The sequence below is a fragment of the Microbulbifer sp. ABE4_465 genome, from assembly GCF_056160765.1.
This window is the reverse complement of record NZ_JBSWXV010000005.1, coordinates 1-12,002: the sequence shown is the minus strand read 5'-3', so window position 1 is coordinate 12,002 and position 12,002 is coordinate 1. Positions and strand designations below refer to the sequence as shown.

The window sequence follows — 12,002 nt, the reverse complement described above, 5'->3', positions numbered from 1 at the left end:
TTCGAAAAGCTGGTTACCATCCCATCTGTACACGTATGCCAAACTGGTTGGTGCCATCGCCGGTAAAATCATCGTCACCAAAGATCATATTCATCATCACGCGCACATTGCGATTGGCGTAGTAGTTTAGGCCGATCTGTGCACTGCTGGCTTCGAGACTGTGAATGTCGCGGTTTTCCATGGTGTCATAGCGAGCGGTCAGCTCCCAAGCTCCGCCCCACAGGCCATCTCCGGAGGGTTTGGCCGAATTGAACGCGCCGCGTTTTTTGCTGTAAGGCTTGTGTTCACCGGTAATCATCCAGCTGCCCTGCACATACCAGGTGTGCACGGACTGATCGTCGATATAACAGCCAAACATCGCGTCGCAGTAGAAGGGTGGTGGCGCGCCAAACTCGTCTTCAAATTCTATTTCTGTCAGGTAGTAATCCGCCTCAAATTCCCCAAGTGCGTATTCCGCCTGGAGGTAAAACGGTCCGTAACTGCCAGCGATTTCAAAGCCAGCATAGGAGGCGTCCTCGCCCAGATCACCGGGTGTCAGCGCCATAAGCTGCGATGGGCCACGACGTCCCGCATAGTCGGCTTCGGCGTATAGATCACCAGAGTCACGGTTGGCATTTTCAAAACTGATAGAGGTGCCCAGGTGGAATACTGCATTGTCGGTATTGATTGGGGCCCAGGCCAGTCGTCCCGCGGCGCCGACTCCTTCATTGCGAGATTCGGCAGCGTCGCGAAGGTTGAAGGCCATCATTCCGAGGGTGAAGCAGTCCAGTACGCCAGTCCAACCGATTCCCTGCTGGAACTGGTAACCGTCATACAGGCCGGTGGCGCTGGAGAAAGGGCGCTCCAGCATGGTGATCTCATTGGAGCTGGTCATTTCCGCCATGGAGCGGAAGGGCTTGAACTGCCCGATGCGAACCTCGCCATCCAGGAATTTATGGGCAATGAATACGTCGCGAAAGCCCGCGTGCGTGTCGCCTGCGGCAAAGTCCTGCTCCAGCACATATTTCCAGTCGTAGATACTGCCTTTCAGGGTGATTCGTGCGCGACGAAATTCGGTGGTACTTACGGGATCTTCGATATCGGTGTCGAAAAGGTAGGTGTCAAAGTGGATGCGCCCCCCCAGCGAGGCAGAAAAATTGCCGTCGTCCGAAGTAATTTTCAGTCCGCCTTTGGTTTCCGCCTCGTCGGCGACGGCGGTGATGGAGAGCAGGCTGTAAGTGGCCACGGCGAGAGCCTTGCTGACCGTCCCTGTAACTGAGGCTTTCATTGAGACTCCTGAGCACAACAGTGAAAAAGCGATGGTGAAAAAATAGCGGCGCATGGAAACATAATTGGGGGTAGAAATGAAATGTTTCTGTAATGTCGTCAGGAAAAGCCATGAAAGGCTTATCCCAAAGCGCCGGTTCGCAGAAGGATAATAGTTCACCAGTGTGTGGGTACTTTGCGCGTGACGCCCGAAAGGTAGCGGAAAGCGCAGAATGCTACGGGTTAATTGCTTTGGCGGCGGGAGTGCCCGGCGATTGATGTGTGGCGCCGGGCTCTGAGGGGGTCACGGGGAGTGGGTGGTGTTTCGCAGCTTATGGTGCACTAGATCTGATCGATCGAATAGCCGGCCTTTTCCAGTAGCTCTGTAACGGATCCTTCACCCACAAGATGTCCGGCACCAACTACCACAAACAGGGTGTTGTGATTCGCGCTGAAGTCGCGGATCTTTTCCGCCATATCGCGATTGCGTTGATAGAAAAGCTTGTCAAAAAGTGGGGCATATGACGGGTTTTCCTCCAGGCTTTCACGGATCACCAGGTCGTAGATGTCATTTTGGTCGCCATTTTTCCACGCCTTGGTGATACGCGGGACAAAGCTGTCCATCTCTGAAACCTGCTCCAGTGTCTGCTGCAGATATAACTCCGGGTTGTCGAGGTTATTCAGCATCTCGATTTGTCCGAGCACGCTTTCCAGCTCGAGGATGGTTCCATTACTGCGGTGTGCCTGGGTGAGAAAATGGCGGTCGATACCCGCTTTGGGGTCGAGACCCCGCGCCTGCATTTCGACCATGCTGAGTGTGATCATGGCAATTGCCGGACGCAGTCGACTGAAGTTTTGCTCGGGAATCTGTCTTTTGCTCAGCCAGTCCTGCAGCTGACGGTATACCGCAGGTGAAATGTGATCTTTCAGTTGTTGGCCGGCGGGGTATACGGATTCCTGCATGATTTTCATTTGCAGTGCCGGGTCAGATTCCATGGCCAGAATATCGGCCTCCACCACCAGTGCATCACTACTGGAATAGGCGCGCTCAATCTGTTCGCGCAGGGGGTAAAAGCTCTTGTCGGCGAGATGGATGGAACCGAGTAAAAAGACGCGCTGCTCACCCTTTTTTGCCTCTAGCAACAGCCCGCGGTCATTGGCTGCATGCGCGGTGCTCAGGCCAAAACACAGAGCCGTAAATAGAACCACGGAGCGGGCAAGTCGGTGCGTAAATAGGCGTGCACCAATGGCGTTCGCGGTGGAGAAAAATGCTGCGTTCAGAATGGTCATTCTTGTATTTCCTTTCACGACTGTCCGTATTATCTGGCGGTACCCACAGGGTTGCCGAAGGTCATGATAACCCTCTTTCAGGCATCGGAGGTGACCGGATTCCGCAGGATTTGTGAACCGATGCGGGGAATATAAAAATGTGCCTTGTGGCGCAGAAATTGTCGGTACAATGTTTAGTACAGGACAGGAGTCGTTTAGGACTGAATTAGCATGCGGATTGTTCAATTGGTGCCGTCCATGGACGGAGACAAACTGGCCCAGGAAACACTGGAGTTTGCTCAGGAGCTGGCTCGTCAGGGGCATGAGTCTGTAGTGATCTCAGCAGGTGGTGATCTGGTTTCTCGCCTGACACTGCACAATTGTCAGCATCTGGAGTTGCCGATAGATCGCCGGGGGCTGATTAACGGTCGACTCCATCGCCGGCTGCGACATCAGCTTGAATCCCTGTCTGCGGATGTTCTTCTGTGCCGCGATTCCCTGTGTAGCTGGCATGGGTGGAAGGTGTGGTCTAGGTTGCCGGATGTGGCGCGCCCGCGATTGGTCACGACGTTACAGCGCTGGCCCGCTGGAGGCCTGTTTAGCGGAGCCTGGATGAACAGTGCTGTGTCACGCGGTGAGCTGGTATTGGTGTCTTCGAAGGATCTCGCCCAGCGATTGTCCCAGCGTTTTTCCCTGCCGGTGTTGGAGGATGGCACCGCCAAGACCGGTATTCAGGTTTTGTACCGGGGCGTCAACACACGAGAACTGGACCGGCGCGCACCGGTATCCGGGCATTGGCAGCAACGCCTGCTGAACAGTTTCCCGCAGATCGAAGGGCGAAGCTGGTTGCTGCTGCCTGGGAGTATTGGCCCGGGGCGCGGGCAGGAGCGTTTTCTGGAACTGCTGGCGCAACTGAAGAAATCGCGCGAGGACCTGTTTGGCCTGGTTGTCGGAGAAGTGGTTCCCGGGCAGGAAAAATTTGCCCGGGGGTTAGAGCAGCGCGCCGAATCCATGGGGCTGGCTGAACATGTTTTGTTTCTCGGGGCGCGCAGGGATATGCGAGAACTATACGCCAGTGCGCGGATCACGTTTGATCTGGCTGCCCCGGCGCTTACCGATGGGCGAGTGATTTCCGAGGCTCTGGCAATGGGTTGCCCCGCCGTTGCGACCGGCGGCCCTGGGTTGGAATTACTGGAGCATTGTTTTCCGCAAGGCGTCGTGAGGGGTGCATCCGAGTCGGCAGACACCGGCTCGGAGCTCGGAAAGCTGGCTCAAACCTGTGAAGCCATTCTGGATACGGCGCAGCCGGTCAACTTTGCCGGTTTCAGCCTTGCGGAAACCACCGCGCAAGCGGTTCAGTGGTTTGGTGAGTTTACTGCGGAGTCTGCACAGCCGTTGGTAGTGGACTAGCGCTTTCAGATAGTGGCTTCCGGCAGCAGGCGGGTGTAAACCTGCCAGGTTGCCTTGGCCATGGAGTCTAGTGTGAAGCTGTCTGCTGCGCGCCCATACAGAGGCTCAAAGTCACTGCCAAGTTGGGCCCTGTGCAGGGCGCTGTGGATTTTTTCGGCGAGATGTTCAGGTTCTGTTGAGTTCAGAAGGTATTCCTCGGGCAGATAGTCGATCGCATTGCCCGCGCGATTGGCGAGTACCGGCTTTCGATGCAGCAATGCCTCAATCAGCGTGTAGGGTGTACCTTCCGCTTCGGCAGGGATTACCACCAGATCGGCTGCTTCCATAAAATGGGATACCACCCCGTTGCCGGAGAAAAACTCTACGCGGCTTTCCAGGTCTGCTGAGTCCGGCCTTATCGCGCTCAGACTTTTTACCTGCTGCTGCAGGTTTTCTTTCTCCGGACCTTCTCCCAATACCATCAGACGCACACCAGGCAGCGACGAAACCGCGTCGATCAGTTTGTCGACCGCACGGGCCTTGATCAGTCGGCTGGCGACCAGGATTGTGGGTTGCTCGGCGCCGAGTGACAGCGCGGCAGAGGGCGCGTTACTGGCCACTGGGAGATCCACACCGTTGGGGATGATGTGCCAATCCAGTTTCGAATTGGCGACCGTATTTTCGCTAATCGCTATGCGCGCGTCGAATGCGCTGGCGAGCTTGTCTCGCGGGTGCCGCACATTGTGCCGGGTGATGACCTGGTGGGTTTCCGTATAGGGTTGAACCGCGGCGAGCAACTGTGCAGATTTCGAGCCGTGGCCGTGGACAATCTGGTATTCACCTTTGCGAATCAGGTTGGCCAGGCGCCAAACCAGGTTCGGGTGATGGCGGCTGCGGTCGGTATTCAGCGGAATAAACTGAATACGCTCATCCAGGGTCTGGAGATATCTGGGGTGGGCAATTACCGCAACCTGCGCATCGGTATTGCGCGCCTGCCAGCGGGACAGGTCGGCGACATGCTTTTCCATACCGCCGTGTTCACGGCTGGCGATCAGGTGGCAGATGGTTTGAATCATACGGCTACACGTCCGATGTCGCTGCGCCGTATTTGGTTTATTGGTTCTCAGGCAGGATAGGCATGTTAATGCGGTATCGGTACGGCGCCAGACTGACCGTGCATCGTGCACGGTTCAGGAATGGCGTTATTGTCCCCCAGGGGTGTGACAGAATTTTGATGTAAATGTTACGGTTTGTTTTGTGTTGGTTGAAAAGTGACCAAAATTCTTTAGAACTTGGTGTGCCAGTTCAGTGAAGCAAAGTCGAATCCCGGGTTTGGGGAGTTGGTATAGCCATTGGAAAAATGGCTGTAACGCAGTGACACCGTGTGCCCGTTTTCCAGGGTGTAGCCACCTGCAAAATGTAGGGAGAAATTCAAGTTAGTTGACAGGTCGATGGCGCCGAAGCTCCGCTCGGTAAGGTAGGCAGCCCCGACACCCACTTCACCGAAAATCCCTTTTGCTTCTTGCTGTGGGTACCAGCGGAGCACCGGCTTTAATTCCCAGATCTGCTGCTTCTGGTCTTCGCCCCGGTAGTCAATCCACATATGGCTATAGCTGACCTGAGCCCACCACTGAAAGTGATGGTTACTCGGGTAGTCATAAAACTGATAAGACCAGTTCACGCCGACCATGTCGGAGCCCGCGATCGACTTCTGCTGGATCAGCGCACTGCCGAGGCCCTTACCGCCGCTCAGTATCAGCTCCTGAGCGCCTTCGCGCCACACTGCACCGGCGTAGGTTGTCGCTGAAGTCAGGGCCAGGTAAACACCGGTTGCCACCAGTGCAACAGCTTTTTTCCAATAGGAGAGTGATGGTGTGGGCACAGGGGCCGACACGAAAGAGTAGGGCATGATGTAGTCGCCGGTTATCGCTGTTAGAGGCAGTATTACAAGGTTAGCCGGAAACGAAATGAAGGCAAGCAGGCGCCCCGTTTCCGGGGCCCTGTTGTTACAGAAATGGCCGCAACCTTAGCGCCACTGACGCTTCAGTTGTCGCAGTGCATCGGAATGTAACTGCCGTGCTCGCTCCTGACTAAGGCCTAGTTGCTCACCAATGACCCGGAATGAGCAGTCCCGGTCCGAGATGAGTCCGTAGCGCAAGCTGAGAACGGTGCGCTGGCGTGGTGGCAGCTTGGCAACCGCGTCCCGCAGACGCTGGGCCAGTTCCTGATTGGAAACCAGCTCGTCGGTATTGAACATATCTCCCGCGGGGGCATAGTCCAGCCGCGTGCTGTTCTGGTCGTCGGAAATCGGATCATCCAGAGAGCCGGTTGGGCCGGGTAACTTAAGCAGGCTCTGCACGCGCTCCAGGTCGAGCCCCGTCTGTTTCGCCACATTTTCATCGGAGGCCGGTAGCCCTTCTGAGCGCACCTGGTTTATTGCCCGGTAAATATTGCGCAAATCGTCCTGCACATTGGCGGGCTGGCGTACCATGTCATCGTTGCGTCGCAGGGTCAGCTGGATTTCCTGCTGAATCCACCAATAGGCGTAGGTGGAAAAGCGGTAACCCATCTGGGGTTTAAAGCGCTCAATCGCCTTCATCAGGCCAACGTTGCCTTCCTGAATCAGGTCGATAAACGGCACCGAAGGATTGCGAAAACGCTTGGCGATGGCAATGACCAGTCGCAGATTGCACTGAATGAGCTTTTTGCGCTGCGCCTTGAATTTTTTCATCAGGTTTTGCAGGGCACTGCGGTCGCGCTGGGAGATATTACCGCTCGCTAACAGGTCGTCAGCTTTGGCAATAATCAATCCGTGATCGTAGGCCCCGGTACTCCCACGTTGCTCAACTCCTTCACTGCGCAAGTCCACCAGTGTCACGCCGCGTTTTTGCAGTAGCGCGATAATTTTTTCCTCCAGCTCCCGCAGTAGGCAGGTGGTGGTGTGTTCGTCTTCCGGGGTCAACAGGTCAAGCCGATAGAGATGCTTGAGGTAATTCTGCATCGGCGTGCCGACGTTATCGCCAAGGGAGTCTTCTGAGCCTGAGTCTTCTTCGATTGCCTCCGCGCGGGGTTGCATGGATGGATCCGGGTCTTCCTGTTGGAAGCTGCTCCCGGTTGCGTTGTTGCTATTTTCCTTCAGCCACTGGTCATCCCTTGTTTCAATATTTACTCGGGACAAAAGTCTGAACCTTATGCTGAGGCAGCGCAGTTTTACCTTGTGGACCACGCTGCTGCCGTAAAACTACCGGCGTCATCCTTTCGCAGGATCGCGGCATGGCGCAGAAATTGCCATGCGGACCAATTGACTATAGATGACTGCGTAGGGCCTGTGGAAACTGGCGCCGCAAAAATCGGGACCCGCGGGTACTGATGACTTGAGGAGGAGGAGTGGGATTGGTATTTAGCGGTAGAACCCCGCAGATTTCCGGGATTTCACCGCTTTTTGCCGGAAAATAACCTTTAGAGGTGTTCTCAGTTAACCGGTGCTGGCTTATTTGGTCCGGTTATAACCGCACCTGACGGTGCGGTTTTACCGACGTAGACGACTATCTGATGCGCTTGACCCGCAGCGAGCGGCCGCCCGTTGCCTTGCGCATAAAGAAGGAGCCCAGGGCTCCACGCTCCAGCGTGATCTGCTCGCCGTCGCGCCAGATGGCGCGGCCACTACCGGTTTGCCGCCACACCTGGCCGTTATCCAGCGTGAAAGTGTATTTCCCGTGGGCGCCTTCCACTGCGCTGGTAATCGTGGCCGAGATGGATTCCGGCGCGTCTTCAACGGCATCTTTTCCTTCGTGGCCAAAGCGCAGCTCGGCACGTGCCTTGAGATTGCCGGCAGCCTTGTCAAAGCACGCGAGTCGTTTTTGGTCATCGCTGAATTCAGTGCAGCGGCGCAGGGCGTCTTCCAGGGTTTCGGCGCTGGTGGTGGGCGACAAAAAGGAAGCGATAGCGAGCAGAAGAAACAGAGGTGCCAGAAAAGGTTTGGGATAGGGCAAAGAGGTAGCGCCTATTTTTCGCATAATGTCAGGTCCGTTCGTTGGGTCTGTTGAATATTGCACCACTCGTGCACGCCACACAATGTAATTTGAGTTGCCTGTCACATTTCCGATTGGCACGCCGTGGAAGAATATTCGAGGCGTAAGCATACAAAAATCATAAAACATCATAAACAACACTCAGGGGTGTAGCCGAATATGAAAAAGCTGTTGATTCCCGCAATTGCCATTGCCGCCGTCGGTGGTTATTTCTATTACACCAACCTCGAAACGACTGCGCCGCAGGCGGAAGAGGTTGTTGTCGAGGAAGAGCTAATCGTTGACGAAGTCGAATCCGCCGTAGCAGAAGCAGAGGCGGCAGCAGACGACTCTCTTGAGGCCGCAGGCGATATGATGGCCTCTGCAGAAGGGGATGTATTTGCCGACGTACCAGAAGCCATGGGCCACGCTCTGGATGAAACGTCAGAGGCAGTGCACGAGATGGCCGACGAAGCGGAAGAGCTGGTTGAGGAAATTGATCACAGCGAAGAGTAACGCTCGCTAAAGTTTACTTCTCGCTATCGTTTACTGCAGTCATTGAACAATACCCGAGTCGCGGGAGGAGTTATCCTTTTCGCGACCCGGGTATTTTTTTGTGGTAATTCATCGTTCTGATTAGTGCTGCTGCAGGTTCTGCAGTGCCAGGCGCAGGAAGCCGTCGGCTCTTTCCAATGCGTGTTCCGCTTCCGCGCGCTCGAGTCCACTCAGTATCATCATGATGGCCAGCTTGGCGTTGTGATCGCAGCGTATCAGCACCTCATCGGCTTCCGCGTAGCTCACACCGGTGGCCTCGACAACAATTCGCCGAGTGCGGTCCACCAGTTTCTGGTTGGTGGCTTTCACATCCACCATCAGGTTGTAAAAGCTCTTGCCGATGCGAATCATGCTGGCGGTGGTAAGCATATTCAGCACCAGTTTCTGTGCGGTGCCGGCTTTCATGCGCGTGGAGCCGGTTAATACTTCCGGTCCCACCTCTGGCAGAATGGCGATGTCCGCTTCTTTGGCAATGGCTGCGGATTTGTTGCAGGCAAGGGCTACCGTTGTGCAACCGAGGCTGCGCGCGTAGCGCAACCCGCCGGTGACATAGGGCGTGCGCCCGCTGGCCGCAATCCCTACCACCATGTCCTTGCTGGTCAGCTTGATGCTGCGGAGGTCTTGTTCACCCAGGGCGGGGTTGTCTTCCGCACCTTCCTGAGCGCGGTGTACCGCCTGTTCACCGCCGGCGATCAGTGGCACCACCATCCCTTCTGGAACGCCATAGGTTGGAGGACATTCCACTGCGTCCAGCAGGCCGATACGCCCGCTGGTGCCGGCACCCATATAGATCAGGCGGCCGCCGGCCTTGAAGGCCTCTACCGCTTTATCCACCGCCTCCGCGATCTCCGGCAGTACTTGCCGCACCACGCCGGGGACACCGCTGTCAGCGTCGTTGATCTTCTCGAGAATCCCGTAGGTGGGGAGCAGATCGATGTCCTGAGTGTCCGGATTGCGGGACTCACTGGTAAGTACGCCCAGATCCTCTTTTTGAGTGTCGCTAGTGCGATTGGGTGCAGCGCTGGCGCCTGAACTGGCGATCGATTTGGAGCTGTGGTCGGTCATATCCCCTCGCCGGCGATTGATTTATGCCCGGAACCTGGCGGTCGACCTGAAATGCGTGTTGGTCGAGATTGGGGAAAGTGTAATCACCCGGGCTGCAGTGCACCACTGCAGCCCGGATCTTTCGAATTGACTGGGGAAGGAGGGGATCAACCCTGAGCGTTGAACTGCTTGCCGTTTACGCCAACGCTGTCGTCACCCATCAGGTACAGATAGGTAGGCATGATGTCTTCCGGTGTGGTCACCGAGGCCGGGTCTTCCGCCGGGTAGGCTGCGGCACGCATATTGGTGCGGGTGGCGCCCGGGTTGATACTGTTGACCCGGATATTGGAAACACCGTCCACTTCATCCGCCAGGGTCTGCATCATGCCTTCGGTCGCGAATTTGGAAACCGCGTAAGCGCCCCAGTAGGCGCGACCTTTCAGGCCTACACCGGAACCGGTAAAGATTACCGATCCCGCCTTGGATTCTTCCAGTAGCGGCAGCATTGCCTTGGTCAATCCGAACGCGGCATTCACGTTGATCTGCATCACCTGTTGCCAGGTCGCATAGTGGTAGTTGGCCATGGGGGTGCGCTGGCCGAGTACGCCGGCGTTGTGCAGCAGGCCATCTAAACGACCGAATTCCTGGTCTACGCCCTGGGCCAGGTATTCCAGCTCTTCCCAGCGTACTTCGGAAAGATCCACCGGCAAAATTGCCGGCTTGGCGCCGCCCGCGGCTTCGATTTCGTCATAGACCGCTTCCAGCTTGGGTACAGTGCGGCCAAGCAGAATGACCGTGGCACCGTGGGCAGCGAAGGTTTTGGCGGCAACACGACCGATGCCGTCGCCAGCGCCGGTGACCAGAATAATTTTTTCTTTGAGCAGGTTGGCAGGTGCCTGGTAGTTGGAAATGATTTCGGACATTGCAGTATGCAGACTCGTTGATCGCGTATTTTTGTGGAAATTGCGCAGTGCAACTATGGGTTCAGGTAGTGTTTTTGCAGCAGCGGCCAGATCTCTTCCGCGTGGTGGATCAGGTGGTCTGCCTGCCAGTTTTCCGGGTCATCACCGGTGTCGATATAGCCATAGCTGCAGGCGATGGTGGGCATTCCGGCGGCGCGGCCAGCCATGATGTCGCGCTCGTGATCACCGACGTAAATCGCTTCCGAGGGATCACAGCCGATGCGGCTGCAGGCGAGCAGAATGGGCTCGGGATCGGGCTTGCGATGGGTAACGTCGTCGGGGCAGATGATGGCTCCGGGGGTAGGGAGGTGCGCGAAGGCTTGCATCAGGGGAATGGTGTAGGCCGAGGGTTTATTGGTCACCACGCCCCAGGCGATACCGTTTTCCGCCAGTTGATTGAGCAGTTTTTCAATGCCCGGAAAGGGTACGGTATGTTTGGCCAGGTGCATCAGGTACAGGTCCAGCAGGCGTTGGCGCAGCATGTCGAACCCGGGTTGCCCTTCGTCGACGCCAAAACCCAGATGCACCATGGCGCGGGCGCCATTGGAGACCACTTCGCGAATGGTGGCGTCTGCCAGAGGCGGCAGTTTTTCCTGTTCGCGCAATTGGTTGAGCACCACCACAAAATCTGGAGCGGTGTCGAACAGGGTGCCGTCGAGATCAAAGAGTACAGCTTTCATAGTCGGGTAATTCTGGATTTATTCGGCGGGGCGAATGGCGTGCATCAGGTAGTTGACGTCGACGTCCCTCGGATTCAGTTTGTACTGTTTGGTGAGGGGATTGTAGGTCATACCGGTGATGTCGCGGGTTTGCAGGTCTGCTTCCCGTACCCAGCGCCCCAGCTCCGACGGGCGGATAAATTTGCCGTATTCGTGGGTGCCTTTGGGAAGCATGCGCAAGACGTATTCGGCTCCCACTACGGCAAACAGCCAGCCCTTGGGGGTGCGGTTGATGGTGGAGAAGAATACATGGCCGCCGGGTTTGACGAGCTTGGCGCAGGCACGGATCACGGAAGACGGATCCGGTACATGCTCGAGCATTTCCAGGCAGGTGACGATGTCGAAGTTACCGGGCTGCTTTTCGGCGAGCTCTTCCACGGGGATGCGTTGGTAATCGATTTTTACGCCGGATTCCAGGGCGTGCAGTTTGGCTACATTGAGCGGTGCTTCGCCGAGGTCGATGCCGGTGACATCGGCGCCGCGCTGTGCCATGGCTTCGGTGAGAATGCCGCCGCCACAGCCTACGTCGAGTAGCTTCTTGCTGGCGACGGGGGCGCGCTGGTCGATGTAATTGGCGCGCAGGGGATTGATCTCGTGCAGGGGTTTGAATTCACCCTGCTGGTCCCACCAGCGGCTGGCCAGTTGTTCAAATTTGGCGATTTCCGCCGGATCTACGTTGATCATCAGATATGGGTTGCCATGTTGATGCTTTTAGATGGCCCTGTGGCGGCCGTGCTGGCGGTGGCTTCTCGCGGGACACGCCGTAAACCCATCCCTGGGGGCTCGTCTGCGGCCGTCCAGGCCGCAGA

At 56.5% G+C, this 12,002-nt stretch carries 12 protein-coding genes; 2 read left to right on the top strand and 10 right to left on the bottom strand.

Going from position 1 to position 12,002, the window contains the following annotated elements; genetic code table 11:
• Nucleotides 1-13: 13 nt before the first annotated feature.
• Both ACXAG1_RS09955 and ACXAG1_RS09950 read right to left on the bottom strand, forming a co-directional pair.
• Nucleotides 14-1,267: an OprO/OprP family phosphate-selective porin gene (locus ACXAG1_RS09955; RefSeq protein ID WP_475119635.1), complete on the bottom strand. Its 1,254-nt coding sequence runs from the start codon at nucleotides 1,265-1,267 to the stop codon at nucleotides 14-16.
• 320 nt (nucleotides 1,268-1,587) lie between these two features.
• Nucleotides 1,588-2,535 (bottom strand): TraB/GumN family protein, encoded by a 948-nt coding sequence (locus ACXAG1_RS09950; protein WP_475092661.1) that lies wholly within the window; start codon nucleotides 2,533-2,535, stop codon nucleotides 1,588-1,590.
• A gap of 237 nt (nucleotides 2,536-2,772) precedes the next feature.
• Here ACXAG1_RS09950 and ACXAG1_RS09945 point away from each other — a divergent pair, with 237 nt between their 5' ends.
• On the top strand, nucleotides 2,773-3,924 hold the full coding sequence (locus ACXAG1_RS09945) for a glycosyltransferase (protein WP_475119634.1): 1,152 nt from the start codon (nucleotides 2,773-2,775) through the stop codon (nucleotides 3,922-3,924).
• Nucleotides 3,925-3,929: 5 nt separating this feature from the next.
• Here the strand turns inward: ACXAG1_RS09945 and ACXAG1_RS09940 are convergent, their stop codons facing one another.
• The 4 genes from ACXAG1_RS09940 to ACXAG1_RS09925 form a co-directional block, all read right to left on the bottom strand.
• Nucleotides 3,930-4,979, bottom strand: coding sequence for a glycosyltransferase family 4 protein (locus ACXAG1_RS09940; protein WP_475092663.1), 1,050 nt, complete (start codon nucleotides 4,977-4,979; stop codon nucleotides 3,930-3,932).
• A gap of 209 nt (nucleotides 4,980-5,188) precedes the next feature.
• Nucleotides 5,189-5,812 carry an acyloxyacyl hydrolase gene (locus ACXAG1_RS09935; RefSeq protein ID WP_475119633.1) on the bottom strand — a complete coding sequence of 208 codons (624 nt, stop codon included), beginning with the start codon at nucleotides 5,810-5,812 and terminating at the stop codon, nucleotides 5,189-5,191.
• Between the two features lie 117 nt (nucleotides 5,813-5,929).
• Nucleotides 5,930-7,081 carry a sigma-70 family RNA polymerase sigma factor gene (locus ACXAG1_RS09930; protein WP_475092665.1) on the bottom strand — a complete coding sequence of 384 codons (1,152 nt, stop codon included), beginning with the start codon at nucleotides 7,079-7,081 and terminating at the stop codon, nucleotides 5,930-5,932.
• A 367-nt stretch (nucleotides 7,082-7,448) separates the two neighbouring features.
• Nucleotides 7,449-7,919 carry a hypothetical protein gene (locus ACXAG1_RS09925; RefSeq protein ID WP_475119632.1) on the bottom strand — a complete coding sequence of 157 codons (471 nt, stop codon included), beginning with the start codon at nucleotides 7,917-7,919 and terminating at the stop codon, nucleotides 7,449-7,451.
• Between the two features lie 174 nt (nucleotides 7,920-8,093).
• On the opposite strand from ACXAG1_RS09925, the gene ACXAG1_RS09920 reads away from it, so the two are divergent.
• Nucleotides 8,094-8,429 (top strand): hypothetical protein, encoded by a 336-nt coding sequence (locus ACXAG1_RS09920; protein ID WP_475119631.1) that lies wholly within the window; start codon nucleotides 8,094-8,096, stop codon nucleotides 8,427-8,429.
• A gap of 120 nt (nucleotides 8,430-8,549) precedes the next feature.
• Here the strand turns inward: ACXAG1_RS09920 and murQ are convergent, their stop codons facing one another.
• From murQ to ubiG, 4 genes are all read right to left on the bottom strand, one after another.
• Entirely contained in the window at nucleotides 8,550-9,533 is a 984-nt protein-coding gene (murQ, locus tag ACXAG1_RS09915) for an N-acetylmuramic acid 6-phosphate etherase (RefSeq protein WP_475119630.1), read from the bottom strand.
• 146 nt (nucleotides 9,534-9,679) lie between these two features.
• The gene (locus tag ACXAG1_RS09910; RefSeq protein ID WP_475092669.1) at nucleotides 9,680-10,435 is read right to left on the bottom strand and encodes a YciK family oxidoreductase; all 756 of its coding nucleotides are present in this window, start codon (nucleotides 10,433-10,435) and stop codon (nucleotides 9,680-9,682) included.
• A 53-nt stretch (nucleotides 10,436-10,488) separates the two neighbouring features.
• Nucleotides 10,489-11,154, bottom strand: a complete 666-nt coding sequence (locus tag ACXAG1_RS09905; protein ID WP_475119629.1) for an HAD family hydrolase — start codon at nucleotides 11,152-11,154, stop codon at nucleotides 10,489-10,491.
• Nucleotides 11,155-11,172: 18 nt separating this feature from the next.
• Nucleotides 11,173-11,877 carry a bifunctional 2-polyprenyl-6-hydroxyphenol methylase/3-demethylubiquinol 3-O-methyltransferase UbiG gene (ubiG, locus tag ACXAG1_RS09900; RefSeq protein ID WP_475092671.1) on the bottom strand — a complete coding sequence of 235 codons (705 nt, stop codon included), beginning with the start codon at nucleotides 11,875-11,877 and terminating at the stop codon, nucleotides 11,173-11,175.
• Nucleotides 11,878-12,002: the final 125 nt, after the last annotated feature.

What these genes read in the sequence shown, in the direction of transcription:
- ACXAG1_RS09955 (WP_475119635.1), bottom strand. Translation starts at nt 1,267, where the DNA reads ATGAAAGCCTCAGTTACAGGGACGGTCAGCAAGGCTCTCGCCGTGGCC.
- ACXAG1_RS09950 (WP_475092661.1), bottom strand. Translation starts at nt 2,535, where the DNA reads ATGACCATTCTGAACGCAGCATTTTTCTCCACCGCGAACGCCATTGGT.
- ACXAG1_RS09945 (WP_475119634.1), top strand. Translation starts at nt 2,773, where the DNA reads ATGGACGGAGACAAACTGGCCCAGGAAACACTGGAGTTTGCTCAGGAG.
- ACXAG1_RS09940 (WP_475092663.1), bottom strand. Translation starts at nt 4,979, where the DNA reads ATGATTCAAACCATCTGCCACCTGATCGCCAGCCGTGAACACGGCGGT.
- ACXAG1_RS09935 (WP_475119633.1), bottom strand. Translation starts at nt 5,812, where the DNA reads ATGCCCTACTCTTTCGTGTCGGCCCCTGTGCCCACACCATCACTCTCC.
- ACXAG1_RS09925 (WP_475119632.1), bottom strand. Translation starts at nt 7,919, where the DNA reads ATGCGAAAAATAGGCGCTACCTCTTTGCCCTATCCCAAACCTTTTCTG.
- ACXAG1_RS09920 (WP_475119631.1), top strand. Translation starts at nt 8,094, where the DNA reads ATGAAAAAGCTGTTGATTCCCGCAATTGCCATTGCCGCCGTCGGTGGT.
- murQ (WP_475119630.1), bottom strand. Translation starts at nt 9,533, where the DNA reads ATGACCGACCACAGCTCCAAATCGATCGCCAGTTCAGGCGCCAGCGCT.
- ACXAG1_RS09910 (WP_475092669.1), bottom strand. Translation starts at nt 10,435, where the DNA reads ATGTCCGAAATCATTTCCAACTACCAGGCACCTGCCAACCTGCTCAAA.
- ACXAG1_RS09905 (WP_475119629.1), bottom strand. Translation starts at nt 11,154, where the DNA reads ATGAAAGCTGTACTCTTTGATCTCGACGGCACCCTGTTCGACACCGCT.
- ubiG (WP_475092671.1), bottom strand. Translation starts at nt 11,877, where the DNA reads ATGATCAACGTAGATCCGGCGGAAATCGCCAAATTTGAACAACTGGCC.